This window comes from Bradyrhizobium sp. 930_D9_N1_4, assembly GCF_052076015.1.
In the GTDB taxonomy this organism is placed as follows: Bacteria; Pseudomonadota; Alphaproteobacteria; order Rhizobiales; family Xanthobacteraceae; genus Bradyrhizobium.
In genome coordinates, this window is record NZ_CP197236.1 from 1,822,521 (window position 1) to 1,838,014 (window position 15,494).

Here is a 15,494-nt window from a genome sequence, read left to right on the forward strand (position 1 = left end):
GTCAGCCTGATTGAAATGACGCGCCGGACATCGAGTTGAACGCGTGTCGCGTTGAGCTAATCCACCACCTCGACGATGCGCCGAGAGCGCGGCTCGACCAGCACGGTCTCGCCGTTCACGACGGTGTAGCGATAGGTGGTGGCGCCGAAGCGTTGCGGTACGTCATAATAGGTGACGCCGCTTTCGGGTAAGGTGCTGCCGACCACCACGCGATCCGGGATCCGGAAGGCCGGCACACGTTGCTCGACGACATAGTCACGGAAGGCCGGCCGCTGTTCGACCGCAATCGTCGTGCTGCTGTCGACCACGACGGGCGCACGCCCGACCGTGACACCGCTTTGCGCCTGCGCCGCGACGGGCGAGCCGATCGCGGCCGCGAACGCCGCAAGAGCAAGAATCCTGTTCCGCATGCAAAACTCCTTCGAGAAGGTTTTCGGGAAGCGCCAGTGGCGCGACCGGTTGCCAATGCTGCGACGCGCACGATGTTCCGGAAAATGCCCTGCCGCATTCGCGGCATTTTCGGGCAGATTTCGCGGAGCCGGGAACCCGCGCGGCGTTGGTGCGTCTCTACCCGCGGAACCCCGTCCGCTATGATCCGGCCGCGATTCGCCTCAGCTTACGGAAAGACAATCCATGCACATCACCGTCGCCCACATCTCGCCGCTTCTGTCGCTGCTTGCGGGCGTGCTCATTTTGATCATGCCGCGCCTTCTCAACCTGATCGTCGCGATCTTTCTCATCATAAATGGTGCAATAGGGCTGGGATTGTTGAAGTGGCTCCATCTCTAGGCCTTCATTTTCCGGAACTCTTCGACTTGCGCGGGCCTGCCCAAAGTGGTGTAAGGCGCGCGATTTCCCATTCCTCTCGCAGGTTGTGTGCAAGCTATGGCCAAAGCCGCCTCGAAGCCTTCTAAAACTACAGCGAAATCAAAGCCCTCCGGCAAGACGAAGGCCGCGCCGCCTGCCCGCAAGACGCTTGCCAAGAGCGCGCCGAAGCCGGTCGCTAAGGTAGCTCCGAAGGCCGCAGCCAAGCCGGCTGCAAAGCCCGCGGCCAAGCCGGCCGCCAAGGTGGCTGCCAAGGCCGTGACCAAGGCGGTTGCGCCAAAGGTCGCCGCGAAGAAAGCGGCCCCCGCCAAGGCGGCGCCTGTTGCGGCCAAGGCCGGCAAATGGGTGTTCACCTTCGGTGACGGCAAGGCCGAGGGCAAAGCGGACATGCGCGACCTGCTGGGCGGCAAGGGCGCCAACCTCGCCGAGATGGCCAATCTCGGCCTGCCTGTGCCTCCGGGCTTCACCATCCCGACCTCGGTCTGCACGTATTTCTACGCGCACGACAAGTCCTACCCTAAGGAATTGCAGTCGCAGGTTGAGAAGGCACTCGACTATATCGGCAAGTTGACCGGCAAGATCTTCGGCGATTCCAAGAACCCGCTGCTCGTCTCCGTGCGCTCCGGCGGGCGCGCCTCGATGCCGGGCATGATGGACACCGTGCTCAATCTCGGCCTCAACGACGAGACCGTGGAAGCGCTGTCGGAACTGTCGGGCGATCGCCGCTTCGCCTATGACAGCTATCGCCGCTTCATCACCATGTATTCGGACGTGGTGCTCGGTTTCGAGCATCATCATTTCGAGGAAATCCTCGACACCTTCAAGGACAGCCAGAGCTACACGCTCGACACCGACCTCACCGCCGAGGATTGGGTCGATCTGGTCGGCAAGTACAAGGATGCGGTCGCCCGCGAGACCGGCAAGGACTTTCCGCAGGATCCGCACGACCAGCTCTGGGGCGCGATCGGCGCGGTGTTTTCATCGTGGATGAACGCGCGCGCGGTGACCTACCGCAAGCTGCACGACATTCCGGAATCCTGGGGCACCGCGGTCAACGTGCAGGCCATGGTGTTCGGCAACATGGGCGAGACGTCGGCGACCGGCGTTGCGTTCACGCGCAACCCCTCGACCGGCGAGAGCAAGCTCTACGGCGAGTTCCTGATCAACGCGCAAGGCGAGGACGTGGTGGCGGGCATCCGCACACCGCAGGACATCACCGAAGAGGCGCGCAAGGAATCCGGTTCCGACAAGGCCTCGATGGAAGCCGCGATGCCGGAGGCGTTCAAGGAGCTGACGCGGATCTACACGCTGCTCGAGAAGCACTACCGCGACATGCAGGACATGGAGTTCACGGTCGAGCAGGGCAAGCTCTGGATGCTCCAGACCCGCGGCGGCAAGCGTACCGCCAAGGCGGCGCTGCGCATCGCGGTCGAGCTCGCCAATGAAGGTCTGATCACCAAGAAGGAAGCGGTGATGCGGATCGATCCCGCGTCGCTCGACCAACTGCTGCATCCGACCATCGATCCCGACGCCAAGCGCGACGTGATCGCGACCGGCCTGCCGGCCTCGCCCGGTGCGGCCTCCGGTGAGATCGTGTTCTCCTCGGATGAGGCGGCCAAGCTCCAGGGCGATGGGCGCAAGGTCATTCTGGTCCGCATCGAGACCAGCCCCGAAGACATCCACGGCATGCACGCCGCCGAAGGCATCCTGACCACCCGCGGCGGCATGACCTCGCATGCGGCGGTCGTCGCGCGCGGCATGGGCAAGCCCTGCGTCTCCGGCTGCGGCACCATCCGCGTCGATTACGGCCGTGGCACCATGAGCATCGGCTCGCGCACCTACAAGACCGGCGACGTCATCACCATCGACGGCTCGCTCGGCCAGGTGCTCGCCGGCCGCATGCCGATGATCGAGCCGGAACTCTCGGGCGAGTTCGGCACGCTGATGAAATGGGCCGACCAGGTCCGCAAGATCGGCGTGCGCGTCAACGGCGATACGCCGGAGGACGCGCGCACCGCGATCAAGTTCGGCGCCGAGGGCATCGGTCTCTGCCGCACCGAGCACATGTTCTTCGAGGAGACGCGCATCCGCACGGTGCGCGAGATGATCCTCTCCGAGGACGAGCAGTCGCGCCGTGCCGCGCTCGCAAAGCTCCTGCCGATGCAGCGCGCCGATTTCGTCGAGCTGTTCGAGATCATGAAGGGCCTGCCGGTCACGATCCGCCTGCTTGATCCGCCGCTGCACGAGTTCCTGCCGCACACTCATGCCGAGGTCGAGGAAGTGGCGCGCGCCATGAACACCGACCCGCGGCGTCTGGCCGACCGCGCGCGCGAGCTCTCGGAGTTCAATCCGATGCTCGGCTTCCGCGGTTGCCGCATCGCGATCGCCTATCCCGAAATCGCCGAGATGCAGGCGCGGGCGATCTTCGAGGCCGCCGTCGAGGCCGAGAAGCGCACCGGCAAGGCCGTCGGCCTCGAGGTGATGGTGCCGCTGATCGCGACCAAGATGGAGCTCGATCTCGTCAAGGCGCGCATCGACGCCATGGCGAAAGCCGTGATGCGCGACACCAACACCAAGCTGACCTACCAGGTCGGCACCATGATCGAGCTGCCGCGCGCCTGCCTGCTCGCGGCCGAGATCGCGGAGAGCGCCGAGTTCTTCTCGTTCGGCACCAACGACCTCACGCAGACGACCTACGGCATCAGCCGTGACGATGCGGCAAGCTTCCTCGGTCCCTACGTGACCAAGGGCATCTTGTCGGTCGATCCGTTCGTCGCGCTCGACCAGGAAGGCGTCGGCGAACTCGTCAAGATCGGCGTCGCGCGCGGCCGCAAGACGCGCCCGAAGCTCAAGGTCGGCATCTGCGGCGAGCACGGCGGCGATCCCGCCTCCGTCGCCTTCTGCCACGACATTGGCCTCGACTACGTCTCGTGCTCGCCCTACCGCGTGCCGATCGCACGCCTCGCAGCGGCGCAAGCAGCCCTCGGCAAGGCGGTTGCGAGCCAGGCGTAAGGCAAGACCGGGATTGCGAAATGCGAAGGAGGCGGGGCTTGCTCCGCCTCTTTTCATTTGGGCGAGCGTGCCTCCACATCGTCATTGCGAGCGCAGCGAAGCAATCCAGAAGCCGTCCGCGGAAAGACTCTGGATTGCTTCGTCGCAAGTGCTCCTCGCAATGACGAGTCTGTGGGACGCGCTCGCCGCACACTCGCTGTCATCGCCCGGCTTGACCGGGCGATCCAGTACTCCGAGACAGTGCGAGGATACGAAGAGGCCGCGGCGTACTGGATGCCCCGGTCAAGCCGGGGCATGACACTTGTTGTTGTCGCAGGCACTGGAACCACACGCGTCCCGTAATGATACGTGCGCGCAAGAGTTCCTTCACCATTCGTGTTGACCGATTGTTTACCGCTTCGGATCAGCCGGCGTTTACCACCGCGCATGATTGCCCCGTGAAAACACCTGCAATCGCTTGAGTGTGCCGCTGGCGCAACGCCGATTAACGCCCCGGCAACCTAAATTAGATACTCACGATAAAGATCGAATTGCACGGATGTACTGCCGATCGATCTTTCTGGCGTAAGCGTAGCGTGAGCGTGTCGATGTCTGTGTTGCGTAACCATCCGAAGGGCGCGCGGTTCGCGTCCTTCGGCATCGGTCTCTGCATCTTCGCATTGATGCCGAGAGAGACCGGCTATCAGGATATTTCGTCGTTGCTGGCGCGTCAGCCCGGCGTCGCCGAGCGTTGGCAGAAGCAGGTCTTCTCCGCGGCGTCCTCGATTCAGCTCGCCACTTACAGTTTCTCACGGCCGATCGGCACCTCCGTTCCGCAGAGCGCGATGGTTCGCCTCGCGAGCCTCGATGGCCGTGACGTCACCGGCGCAATCAGCCGCAATCCGGCGCTTCAGGCGCCACCGCGCTACCAGGCCGCCGATTTTCCCAAGGTCGACCGTTCGATGAAGGGGGATCGCCTCGCGATCGCCACGCCGACGCAAACGCCTGAGGCGGCCGCACCGTCCGCAGGACCGGCGCAGGAAGATCCCGCAACCTCAAACAGCTCGGTGTTCGGCGCCAAGACCGCCGCATTGCCGCAGGCCAAGTCGCAGGCCATGTCGCCTGAGTCCGCGGCCGCACTCGATCCCGAACTCGCTGAGGCACTGCGCGCACCGCCGTTGCCGCAATATGCCAATCCGCCGCAAGCCAGCGACGCTGCACGCGCCCTCGCGGTCCAGCCGCTCGAAGCGCTGAAGCAGGCGACCCTTCCGGCCCCACCGCCGCGCGATCCGTTCCGCGTCAAGACCTCGAATCTCTTCTTTGGCAGCTCGTCGCTCGGCGGCTCTCTCGAGAGCATCGAGAGCTGGCAGCCCGGTGCCGAGCCGCTGATCGTGATGCCCGATCCGGATATGAAGGTGACGGCCTCGCTGACGCCGCCGACGGCCGATATTGGGAAAGACATCGAAAGCGGCGAGAGCGTCGCGCCGAAGGGCGAGGTCAACGCCGACAACCAGCGCGCCAGATCGCCGGCGGAGCGGCTGGCGCTTGACGACAAGTCGCGCGCGAAGTCCGAGAAGTGTCTTGCCGAAGCCATCTATTTTGAATCACGCGGCGAAGCCGTTCGCGGACAGATGGCGGTCGCACAAGTGGTGTTGAACCGGGTGTTCTCCGGCAAATATCCCGACACCGTGTGCGGCGCGGTCTACCAGAACAAGCACCGCCATCTCGCCTGCCAGTTCACCTTCGCCTGCGACAACAATGCCGACGTGATCCGCGAGCCCGAAATGTGGGAGCGCGCCAAAAAGATCTCGAAGGCGATGCTGGACGGCCAGATCTGGCTGCCCGAAGTCGGCAAGTCCACGCATTATCACGCCTACTGGGTGCGCCCGTCCTGGGTCGCCGAGATGAAGAAGCTGTACAAGACCGGCGTGCACACCTTCTACCGCCCGCGCAATTGGGGCGACGGCAGCGAGGAACCGAGCTGGGGCACCCCGGCGCAGACCGCCGCACTGTCGGCTGAGCTCGCACAGGAAGCCAAGAGCTCCGCCGAGATGGGTGTGAGCGAGCGAAGGTAGCATCTCCACAGAAAGACTGTCATGCCCGGGCTTGTCCCGGGCATCCACGTTCTTCGTACTCTGCGGCAAGAGGTGGATGGCCGGGACGAGCCCGGCCATGACGTTGTGGATGAGTTCGCGCCCCAATCACGCCTCGATATCCAGCGCACAATCGAAATTCGGCGCAGAGTGCGTGAGCGCTCCGGCCGAGGCGTAGTCGACGCCGGTCGCCGCGATGGCCGCAATCGACTCCAGCGTGACGCCGCCGGATGCCTCCAGCTTGAGACGACCCTCGTTGATCCGCACCGCCTCGCGCAGCGTCGCGAGATCCATGTTGTCCAGCAGCACGGCGTCGGCGAGCCCCGTGCCGAGCACGTCGCGCAATTGCGCCAGCGTATCCACCTCGATCTCGATCTTGACCAGATGCCCCGCATGGGCGCGGGCGCGCTCCAGCACAGGACGAATGCCGCCAGCGACCGCGATGTGGTTGTCCTTGATCAGGATCGCATCGTCGAGCCCGTACCGGTGGTTGAAGCCGCCGCCGCAGCGCACCGCATATTTCTCCAGAGCCCGCAAACCCGGCGTGGTTTTTCGCGTGCAACAGATGCGCATTTTGGTGCCTTCGGTGCGCGCAACGTAGTCGGCCGTCAGCGTCGCGACGCCCGACAGGCGGCCGACGAAATTCAGCGCGGTCCGCTCCGCCGTGAGAATGGCGCGCGCAGGGCCGGAGATCGTCAGCACCTGCTGCCCGCGGGCGACGCGCGCGGCGTCGCGGACATGTGCGCGCATGTCGACATCGGGCGAGAGCTTTTGCAACGTTGCGATTGCCAGCGGCAGGCCGGCGATCACGCCGGACTGGCGTGCGACCAGGATCGCTTGCGCCTTTGTCGTTTCCGGGATCGTCGCCAGCGAGGTGATGTCGCCGGCGCGGCCGAGATCCTCGTCGAGCGCACGCTGCACGGCCGCGTCGATGGCGAGCGGCGAGAGGAAGGCGTCGGGATAGAGCAGGGAGGTCGGGGTGATCATGGGGCTTCCTTCAGGCGATCAGGGGTTGGGCGGCGCGCGGCAGCGGACGCGCGCGGAGGCTTTCCGCGACCTCGCGTGCCGCGGCCAGCGTGGTCATCGTTCGTTGTGCAAGGGCAGGAACCTCCGCCGGATGGTCGGAGCGGAAATGAGCGCCGCGGCTCTCCTGCCGGCTCCACGCGGCGGCTGCGACGAGCAGGGCGGTCGTTGCCATGTTGCGGACAGTAATACTCGTTGCCTCACGTTCCATCTCGGCAAAACTGCGCACGGCTTCCGCAAGGCTATCGCAATTGCGGATCACGCCGACATGCGCGCTCATCATTGTCCGGAGTCGCATCACAGCCGTCGCATCCGGCGCGGCGCCACGCGGCGTTACCAGGGCGTCAGGGAGGCCGGCCGGCGAGGGGATCGCGGAGCCGGCGATGTCGTCGGCGATGCGCGCGGCGTAAACCACGGCTTCGAGCAATGAGTTCGAGGCCAGCCGGTTGGCGCCATGCGCGCCGGTGGACGACACCTCGCCGCCGGCCCAGAGTCCGTCGATCGAGCTGCGGCCGCGATGGTCGACCGCGATTCCGCCCATGTGGTAATGCGCGGCGGGCGCGATCGGGATGACCTGCGTCGCGGGATCGATGCCGGCTGCGATGCAGCTCGCGTGCACCGTCGGAAATTTTTCGGCGAAGCGCACGCCCAGCGCCTCTCGCGCGTCGAGAAAGGCGCCGCGTCCGGCCGCGAGCTCGGCGAACACGCCGCGGGCGACGATGTCACGCGGGGCGAGTTCCGCGAGCGGATGGAGCGCCATCATGAAGCGATCGCCATCGCCGTTGATCAGCGTCGCGCCCTCGCCGCGCAGGGCTTCGGTTGCGAGCGGCGCGGGATCGCGGCCGACCATGACCGCCGTGGGGTGGAACTGCACGAATTCCGGATCGGCGATCAATGCGCCGGCGCGCGCGGCGATCGCAAGGCCGCAGCCGTTGGCCTCGATCGGGTTGGTGGTGGCGGCATAGAGATGGCCGATGCCGCCGGTGGCAAGCACCACCGCGCGCGAGGCGAGCAGGACCGGCCGTGCGGCGGGATTGCCGGCCTCGCGCAGTTGCAGGCCGGTGACGGCGCCTTCCGCCGTCAACAGCGCCTCGGCGACGAAACCCTCGATCAGGCGGATCGACGGCGTGCGCCGCACGGCATCACTCAAGGCTGCGATGATCGCGGCGCCCGCGCCATCGCCACGCACATGCACGATACGCCGGGCCGAATGCGCGGCTTCGCGTCCTACCGCGAGCCGGCCTTTGAGGTCGCGGTCGAACGGCACGCCATAGGCGAGCAGATCATGAATCCGGGGAGCTGCCTCGCGCGCGATGCCGAGGGCGACCGCTTCGTCGACGATGCCGCCGCCGACGGCAATGGTATCGGCAGCATGCGCCTCCGGCGTATCGCCCTCGGCCACGGCCGCGGCGATGCCGCCTTGCGCCCAGGCGGACGATGCGCCGTGTCCGAGCGGCGCCGCCGAGATCAGCGTCACCGGCCGCGGCGCGAGTTTCAACGCGCAAAACAGTCCGGCAAGGCCGCCGCCGACGATGACGACGTCATCGGCGGCGCGGGTGAGATCTTCGAAGTTGTCTTGCATGTTTTCTTGCATGTTTCTCTCCATTCACTCAGCTGTCGCCCCCGCGAAAGCGGGGACCCATACGCCGCGGCGGAAGTTGTTGCGCGAAAATCCATCGTCGTCCGCTTCGCTGCGCTTGTCCGGGACGACAGCTCGCATGTTGCTAGTTTTTCAGATTGATCATCCGCTCGACCGATCGCCTTGCACGCACCGCGAGCGCGGGATCGATCGTGACTTCCTCGCCCAGCGTCAGCAGGCTCTCCAGGATGTTGGCGAGCGTGATGCGCTTCATGTGCGGGCAGATGTTGCAGGGGCGGAGCATCTCGACATCAGGCAGCTCGGCGCGGACATTGTCCGCCATCGAGCATTCCGTGATCATCACCAGCCGGCGCGGCCGCCGCTCGCGCACCCAGTTGATCATGTGCGCGGTCGAGCCCGTGAAGTCGGCTTCCGCCAGCACATCAGGCGGACATTCGGGATGCGCGATGATCTGCACGGACGGATCGGCGTCGCGATAGGCGCGCAGCTCCTCGCCGGTAAAACGCTCGTGGACCTCGCAGGCGCCTTTCCAGGCGATGATCTTCACGTCGGTCTTGGAAGCGACATAAGTTGCGAGATAGCGGTCGGGCAGGAAGATCACGGTCGGCGCGTTCAGGCTCTCGACCACCTGCACCGCGTTCGACGAGGTGCAGCAGATGTCGACCTCGGCTTTCACCTCGGCCGACGTATTGACGTAGGCGACCACCGGCACGCCTGGGAATTTCTCGCGGAGCAGGCGGACGTCCGCGCCCGAGATGCTGGCGGCAAGCGAGCAGCCCGCACGCGAGTCCGGAATGAGCACCGTCTTGTCCGGGTTGAGCAGCTTCGACGTCTCCGCCATGAAGTGCACGCCGCACTGGACGATGATGTCGGCCTTCACCTTGGTGGCTTCGACCGCGAGCTGGAGCGAGTCGCCGCCGATGTCGGCGACGCAGTGAAAGATTTCCGGCGCCTGGTAATTGTGCGCGAGGATGACCGCGCCGCGCGCCGCCTTCAGCTCGTTGATCGCCTTGATCGTCGGCGCCATCAGCGGCCACTCGATCGGCGGGATCACGTGCTTGACGCGCTCGTAGAGCGGTGCGGTGGCGCGCTCGACCTCATCGGTCCATTCCAGCGAGGGCATCGGCAGCGCGGCTTCCGTTCGCGGCGGCGCGGCGGGGGGTGAGGTGGTTTGGCCCTGCGGCCGGCCTGCAAGATCGTCGGGGCCGTATAGTCCAGTGATCGGCATCGAAGCCTCCCGTGCTTACCAATTATGCTCTATATGAGTATATATGAAGCCCGAGAAATCCGGCCGAGGGGGCCGGTGGATTTGGTCAGAGCTTACATATACTCAACTTGAGTAAATCGAAGATACCATGGGGTTGGCGAGTCCGCTAGGCCCCGCCGCACACATTCCCGTCAAATCGCGCGACGCGCGCCGGGAGGGCCCGCGAGGAAACGCAATGCTCCCGCAGCAGCCCTTCGTGGAACGCAATCATTTTTGGCTTGGGATTTTCATGCAGTTGCATTAAATGCGGTGAGCAGCGGCTACCTATTCCGGATCCGCCAGCGACTGATGAGAAAAACCATGTCCACTCAAGCGGGCGAACTCGGTCCGGTCTCGCGCTCCTCATGGCGCACGCCGGCGATCATCATTCTCTGCGGCTGTGCGATCGGCATGCTCGGCTTCGGCCCGCGCTCGGCGCTGGGTTTCTTCGTGCAGCCGATGAGCCACGAATTCTCATGGGGCCGCGACGTGTTCGGCCTCGCGATCGCATTTCAGAATTTGCTGTGGGGATTGGGCCAGCCGGTTGCCGGTGCGGTCGCCGATCGCTTCGGCCTGTTCCGCGTGATGTGCGTCGGCGCGCTGCTCTATGCCGGCGGCCTGCTGCTGATGCGTTATTCCTCGACGCCGCTGTCGCTCAACATCGGCGCGGGCGTCATGGTCGGCTTCGGTCTCGCCGGCTGCTCGTTCAATCTGGTGCTGTCGGCGTTCACCAAGCTTCTGCCGGCCGAGAAGCGCGGCCTTGCGCTTGGCGCCGGCACCGCGGCGGGCTCATTCGGCCAGTTCCTGTTCGCGCCGATCGGCGTCGCACTGATCGACAATTTCGGTTGGCAGCAGGCGCTCACCGTGTTCGGCTTCCTGATGCTGCTGATCATCCCGCTGTCGCTGGCGCTCTCGACACCGCCGGTCGCAACCACGGCCAACGCGACGCCTGCGGACGATCAAACCTTCACCAAGGCGCTCTCTGAGGCCTTCGGCCATCGCTCCTATGTGCTGCTGGTGCTCGGCTTCTTCACCTGCGGCTTTCAGCTTGCCTTCATCACCGTGCATCTGCCGGCGTTCCTGGTCGATCGTGGCATCTCGACGCAAACCGGTGGCTGGGTGATCGCTGCGATCGGCCTGTTCAACATCATGGGATCGCTGAGTGTCGGCTATCTCCAGAACTATATGCCCAAGCGCTTCATCCTCTCGACGATTTACTTCACCCGCGCGCTTGCGACGCTGGCCTTCATCTCGTTCCCGATCACGCCGTTCTCGGCCATCGCATTCGGTGCGGTCTCTGGCCTGACCTGGCTGTCAACGGTGCCGCCGACCTCGGCGCTGGTCGCCTTGATGTTCGGTACGCGCTGGTTCGCGACCCTTTATGGTTTCGCCTTTGTCAGCCATCAGGTCGGCGGCTTCCTCGGCGTCTGGCTCGGCGGCATCGTGTTCGAGAAGTTCGGTTCCTACACGCCGATCTGGTGGCTCTCGATCCTGTTCGGCGTGCTGTCCGCGCTGATCAACCTTCCGATCGTGGAGAAACCGGTCCAGCGAGCGGTTGCGCAGCCTGCCTGATCGGCTAAACATCCCGTCAAACAAGTCAGGGAGTTCAGTCGTGGCCACATTCAAGGCGATCCGGATCGACAAGGCGGACAAGGCAACCACCGCCGCGCTCACGCAGTTCGACGAAGCCGAACTGATGGACGGTGACGTCACCGTCCGTGTCGAATGGTCGACGCTGAACTACAAGGACGGCCTTGCGCTGACAGGCAAGGCGCCGGTGGTGCGCCGCTTCCCGATGATCGCCGGCATCGATTTCGCCGGCACGGTCGAGGCGTCCTCGCATCCGCAGTGGAAGGCCGGCGACAAGGTCGTCTGCACCGGCTGGGGCATGGGGGAGACGCATCTCGGCGCTTATGCCGAGAAGGCGCGGGTGAAAGGCGACTGGCTGGTGGCGTTGCCGCAGGGCCTGTCCGCACGTGACGCCATGGCGATCGGCACCGCCGGCTTCACCGCGATGCTGTCGGTGCTGGCGCTGGAGAAGCACGGTATCTCGCCGAAGAGCGGCCCGGTGGTGGTCACGGGCGCGGCCGGCGGCGTCGGCTCGGTCGCGACGGCGGTGCTGTCGAAGCTCGGCTACCACGTCATCGCCTCGACCGGCCGCGCGGCGGAAGCGGATTATCTGAAAGAGATCGGCGCGGCCGAGGTGATCGATCGCAATGAATTGTCGGCGGCGGCGAAGCCGATCGCCAAAGAACGGTGGGCTGGCGGTGTGGACAGCGTCGGCTCGACCACGCTCGCGAATCTCCTGTCGATGACGAAGTACGGTGGAGCGATCGCGGCGTGCGGCTTGGCGGCCGGCATGGACCTGCCGTCGTCTGTCGCACCTTTCATTTTGCGCGGGGTGTGCCTTCTCGGCATCGATTCCGTGATGTGCCCGATCGAGCCGCGGAAAGCCGCTTGGCTGCGCCTGGCGTCCGATCTGGATCGGACGAAACTATCTGAAATCACTCATGAAATTCCGATCGAGGAAGTTTCGGAATGGGGCGCGAAAATCCTGGCCGGCCAGGTGCGCGGCCGCATCGTGGTAAAAATTGTTTAACCGCGTTCAGACTTTACCAACCATGCTGCTTCAATGTCGCCTTGGTTAGTATGGTAAGCAGCGGGTAAAGAGATAAGGCATCGCCCGCTGCGGGGTTGGTTCGGAGTAGAGCATGCTTGCGCGTATTGTGTTGGGGGCTGTCACGGCGGCCGTGACGTTTGCGCCGGCCATTGCCGGTGGCATGAACGCCGATGAGGCGCGCCGCTTCGTGGCGGGCAAGGTGTTCGCTTTCACCTGTTTCGACGGCACCCGTGGCGCAGGCCGCATCCTGGACGACCTCGGTGCCGCCGGGGCTGTGCAGTTTTCGGGCGCAGGCCCGGTGAAGCATCTTCGCCTGCCCGGCAACACGCTCCAGATCCGTGGCCAGAATGTCTGCGCCTCGATCAAGGGCATTCCGTTCGAGCCCTGCTTCAACCTGGAAAAGACCGACGATCGCAGCTTCCGCGGCTCGGTGTCGGGCATGGGCTTCGCTTATTGCGACTTCCACCACCAGGGCGGCAACCAGATGCTGATGGCCCGCGCCGCGGCGCGGCCGCGGTCGATCCGCTCGTCGGAGCACACCGGTTCGGTCGCTGCGTCCAACACCGAAGTCGCCGCGCGCGTCGAGACCCCGCGTGTCGAGAGCAGCCGGCTCGAGCCGGTGAAGCCGGAAGCCAAATCGGAGCCCGCCAGGATCGAGGCTCCGCTGGAACTGCGCCGCTCGACTCAGTGAGTTGGCTGCGCGGGGTTGTTCGCGCACTTTGCCCTTGAAAACATCGGTCGAACACGAAGCTGCTGCGCCGTAGTCATACGGGCGGCGGTTTTCATGCGTTGGTAGCTGTTCGCGCCCCAGTCTGCGTGACGGCCGGGGGGCGCAAGGGTTTTTCGATGTCGCTATATTTCTTTCGCATCAGCACCGGTCGCTATTCCGGCGCCGCCGATCAGCCGTACGAATTCGATAATCGCGCCGCTGCCTGGGCTGAAATGACCGAGGTCTGCGCCAATCTGCTCGGCAGCATCGCGCGCGGCCTGAAGCCGGATGCCGAGTGGTGCATGGAGCTGCTCGACGAGAACAAGAAGCCGGTCTTCCGCGTCAGCCTGGTCGGCGAGACGGTGTGCTGATGATGATCGCGACGGGCAACCCGTTAACGGACGCCAGCGCATGCAAATCCGCGAGATTCATTTCGTTACACGTGAAAAGTGCGCGGCTGCAGTAGTTTAGGCATCATTTCAGTAATTCTACCTAGGCTTCCGCGGCCACCCTTAACGTTAATGAGCAACCTCGCGGCTAGCCTTCCCGAACTGTTCACGCGCGTCGGCGCGGCAAATGCTTATTACGGGATGCTTCGATGATGTTCATTCAGAACCTGCGAATTGGCACCAAGCTCGCCGTGACCTCGGCACTCACCATCGCTCTCGTCGCGCTGATGATCGTCCTCCAGATGAACGGCGACGCCGCGGTTCAGAAGCTCGGCAATGCGGCATCGGCGCAGCAGTCGATCGCCCAGAACGCCGCGGAAGCCAAGGCGTCGGTCCGCGGGATGCAGATCGGCATTCGTGACATCCTGACCGCCTCTTCGCCGGCCGAGATGCAGAAGGCCGTCACCTATTTCAACGATCGGCAGACCGCGGCCCTGAAATTCGCGGGCGAGATGGCGAAGCTGTCGCGCTCGCCGGAGAATCACAAAAGGATCGACCGCCTGATCGTGTTGATCGGCAATTTTGGCAAGGGACAACAGCAGATCGAAGTGATCCGCAAGCAGGAGCTCGCCCTGAGCGCGAAGAAGGACGGCGAAGCGGCAGCGTCGCTCGCAAAGCTCGTGGCCGAGGTCGACCGCATCCGCAAAGAGATGCTGGCGCCGATCAACGAAGAGATATCGGAGCTGACCAATGATATCATCAACTTTGCCAAGCAGAAGAGCGCCGAAGCCCGTGTCGAGGCCGAAGCCGAGGCCGCATCCGTCGCGCGGACCTCGTTCATCACCGGCATGCTGGTCGCACTGGTCCTGATCGGCGCGTGCATCTTCTCGGTCTTCAGCATTGCGCGGCCCATGCGCGCGTTGACGGCTGCGATGGAAAAGCTCGCCGGTGGCGACTTCTCCGTGGTGCTGCCGGGCCTCGGCCGCAAGGACGAGGTCGGCGAAGTCGCCGGCGCCGTCGAGAAATTCAAGATCGTATCCGAACAGAAGGCGCGCGAGGAAGCGGAAGCCAAGACGCGGCAGGATCAGGTCGCGGCCGAGCAACGCAAGGCCGAAATGCGAAAGCTTGCCGACAATTTCGAAGGCGCCGTCGGCGAGATCGTGGGCACGGTGTCGTCGGCCTCGACCGAGCTCGAAGCCTCCGCCACGACGCTCACCTCGACCGCGGAGCGCACGCAGCAGCTCACCACCGTGGTTGCGGCAGCCTCCGAAGAGGCCTCCACCAACGTGCAGTCGGTGGCGTCGGCGACGGAAGAGCTGTCCTCGTCGATCACGGAGATCAGCCGGCAGGTTCAGGAATCCGCGCGCGTGGCCAGCGAGGCCGTCGGCCAGGCCCGCAACACCACCGAGCGCGTCAGCGAATTGTCGCGTGCTGCAACGCGCATCGGCGACGTCGTCGAGCTGATCAACACCATTGCGGGCCAGACCAATCTGCTGGCGCTCAACGCCACGATCGAGGCCGCGCGCGCCGGCGAGGCCGGCAAGGGTTTTGCGGTCGTCGCTTCCGAAGTGAAGGCGCTTGCCGAGCAGACGGCAAAGGCGACCGGCGAGATCGGCCAGCAGATTTCCGGCATTCAGGCCGCGACGCAGGAATCGGTCGGCGCCATCAAGGACATCAGCAACACGATCGAGAAGTTGTCCGAGATCTCCTCGACGATTGCAGCGGCCGTGGAAGAGCAGGGCGCGGCAACGCAGGAGATTTCCCGCAACGTGCAGCAGGCCGCGCACGGCACGCATCAGGTCTCGTCCAACATCACGGACGTGCAACGCGGCGCGAGCGAGACCGGATCTGCTTCCTCGCAGGTCCTGTCCGCCGCGCAGATGCTGTCCGGCGACAGCGATCGCCTCAAGCTCGAGGTCGGGAGATTTCTGGAGACCGTGCGCGCGGCGTGACGGCGCATTGTCGGGCAGATCAAGCTTGCGCCGTATGACGGTGCGT

12 protein-coding genes are annotated in these 15,494 nt (G+C 64.9%); 8 read left to right on the forward strand and 4 right to left on the reverse strand.

The window, feature by feature from the left end; all coding sequences use genetic code 11:
* Positions 1–56: 56 nt before the first annotated feature.
* On the reverse strand, positions 57–410 hold the full coding sequence (locus tag AB7532_RS08460) for a DUF1236 domain-containing protein (protein ID WP_441234345.1): 354 nt from the start codon (positions 408–410) through the stop codon (positions 57–59).
* Positions 411–633: 223 nt separating this feature from the next.
* On the opposite strand from AB7532_RS08460, the gene AB7532_RS08465 reads away from it, so the two are divergent.
* From AB7532_RS08465 to AB7532_RS08475, 3 genes are all read left to right on the forward strand, one after another.
* The gene (locus AB7532_RS08465; protein WP_014497329.1) at positions 634–789 is read left to right on the forward strand and encodes a DUF3096 domain-containing protein; all 156 of its coding nucleotides are present in this window, start codon (positions 634–636) and stop codon (positions 787–789) included.
* 96 nt (positions 790–885) lie between these two features.
* Entirely contained in the window at positions 886–3,837 is a 2,952-nt protein-coding gene (gene ppdK / locus AB7532_RS08470) for a pyruvate, phosphate dikinase (RefSeq protein ID WP_441234346.1), read from the forward strand.
* Positions 3,838–4,424: 587 nt separating this feature from the next.
* Positions 4,425–5,891, forward strand: coding sequence for a cell wall hydrolase (locus AB7532_RS08475; protein ID WP_441234347.1), 1,467 nt, complete (start codon positions 4,425–4,427; stop codon positions 5,889–5,891).
* Between the two features lie 126 nt (positions 5,892–6,017).
* On the opposite strand, the gene nadC is transcribed toward AB7532_RS08475, so the two are convergent.
* The 3 genes from nadC to nadA all read right to left on the reverse strand — a co-directional run bounded on the left by nadC (position 6,018) and on the right by nadA (position 9,760).
* Complete coding sequence (gene nadC, locus AB7532_RS08480) at positions 6,018–6,896, reverse strand: carboxylating nicotinate-nucleotide diphosphorylase (RefSeq protein ID WP_441234348.1); 879 nt, start codon at positions 6,894–6,896, stop codon at positions 6,018–6,020.
* A gap of 10 nt (positions 6,897–6,906) precedes the next feature.
* Entirely contained in the window at positions 6,907–8,514 is a 1,608-nt protein-coding gene (locus AB7532_RS08485) for an L-aspartate oxidase (protein WP_441239217.1), read from the reverse strand.
* 142 nt (positions 8,515–8,656) lie between these two features.
* On the reverse strand, positions 8,657–9,760 hold the full coding sequence (gene nadA, locus AB7532_RS08490) for a quinolinate synthase NadA (protein WP_441234349.1): 1,104 nt from the start codon (positions 9,758–9,760) through the stop codon (positions 8,657–8,659).
* 339 nt (positions 9,761–10,099) lie between these two features.
* Here nadA and AB7532_RS08495 point away from each other — a divergent pair, with 339 nt between their 5' ends.
* From AB7532_RS08495 to AB7532_RS08515, 5 genes are all read left to right on the forward strand, one after another.
* Positions 10,100–11,350 carry an MFS transporter gene (locus AB7532_RS08495; protein ID WP_441234350.1) on the forward strand — a complete coding sequence of 417 codons (1,251 nt, stop codon included), beginning with the start codon at positions 10,100–10,102 and terminating at the stop codon, positions 11,348–11,350.
* A 40-nt stretch (positions 11,351–11,390) separates the two neighbouring features.
* Positions 11,391–12,377, forward strand: coding sequence for an acrylyl-CoA reductase (NADPH) (gene acuI / locus AB7532_RS08500; RefSeq protein ID WP_441234351.1), 987 nt, complete (start codon positions 11,391–11,393; stop codon positions 12,375–12,377).
* Between the two features lie 112 nt (positions 12,378–12,489).
* The gene (locus tag AB7532_RS08505) at positions 12,490–13,089 is read left to right on the forward strand and encodes a hypothetical protein (RefSeq protein ID WP_441234352.1); all 600 of its coding nucleotides are present in this window, start codon (positions 12,490–12,492) and stop codon (positions 13,087–13,089) included.
* A gap of 155 nt (positions 13,090–13,244) precedes the next feature.
* Positions 13,245–13,478 (forward strand): DUF6894 family protein, encoded by a 234-nt coding sequence (locus tag AB7532_RS08510; protein ID WP_441234353.1) that lies wholly within the window; start codon positions 13,245–13,247, stop codon positions 13,476–13,478.
* Positions 13,479–13,705: 227 nt separating this feature from the next.
* On the forward strand, positions 13,706–15,448 hold the full coding sequence (locus AB7532_RS08515) for a methyl-accepting chemotaxis protein (RefSeq protein WP_441234354.1): 1,743 nt from the start codon (positions 13,706–13,708) through the stop codon (positions 15,446–15,448).
* Positions 15,449–15,494: the final 46 nt, after the last annotated feature.

Coding starts and splice junctions, on each gene's coding strand:
- AB7532_RS08485 (WP_441239217.1), bottom strand. CDS start 8,514: ATGCAAGACAACTTCGAAGATCTCACCCGCGCCGCCGATGACGTCGTC.
- ppdK (WP_441234346.1), top strand. CDS start 886: ATGGCCAAAGCCGCCTCGAAGCCTTCTAAAACTACAGCGAAATCAAAG.
- AB7532_RS08475 (WP_441234347.1), top strand. CDS start 4,425: ATGTCTGTGTTGCGTAACCATCCGAAGGGCGCGCGGTTCGCGTCCTTC.
- AB7532_RS08460 (WP_441234345.1), bottom strand. CDS start 410: ATGCGGAACAGGATTCTTGCTCTTGCGGCGTTCGCGGCCGCGATCGGC.
- AB7532_RS08465 (WP_014497329.1), top strand. CDS start 634: ATGCACATCACCGTCGCCCACATCTCGCCGCTTCTGTCGCTGCTTGCG.
- nadA (WP_441234349.1), bottom strand. CDS start 9,760: ATGCCGATCACTGGACTATACGGCCCCGACGATCTTGCAGGCCGGCCG.
- AB7532_RS08515 (WP_441234354.1), top strand. CDS start 13,706: ATGATGTTCATTCAGAACCTGCGAATTGGCACCAAGCTCGCCGTGACC.
- AB7532_RS08505 (WP_441234352.1), top strand. CDS start 12,490: ATGCTTGCGCGTATTGTGTTGGGGGCTGTCACGGCGGCCGTGACGTTT.
- AB7532_RS08495 (WP_441234350.1), top strand. CDS start 10,100: ATGTCCACTCAAGCGGGCGAACTCGGTCCGGTCTCGCGCTCCTCATGG.
- AB7532_RS08510 (WP_441234353.1), top strand. CDS start 13,245: ATGTCGCTATATTTCTTTCGCATCAGCACCGGTCGCTATTCCGGCGCC.
- nadC (WP_441234348.1), bottom strand. CDS start 6,896: ATGATCACCCCGACCTCCCTGCTCTATCCCGACGCCTTCCTCTCGCCG.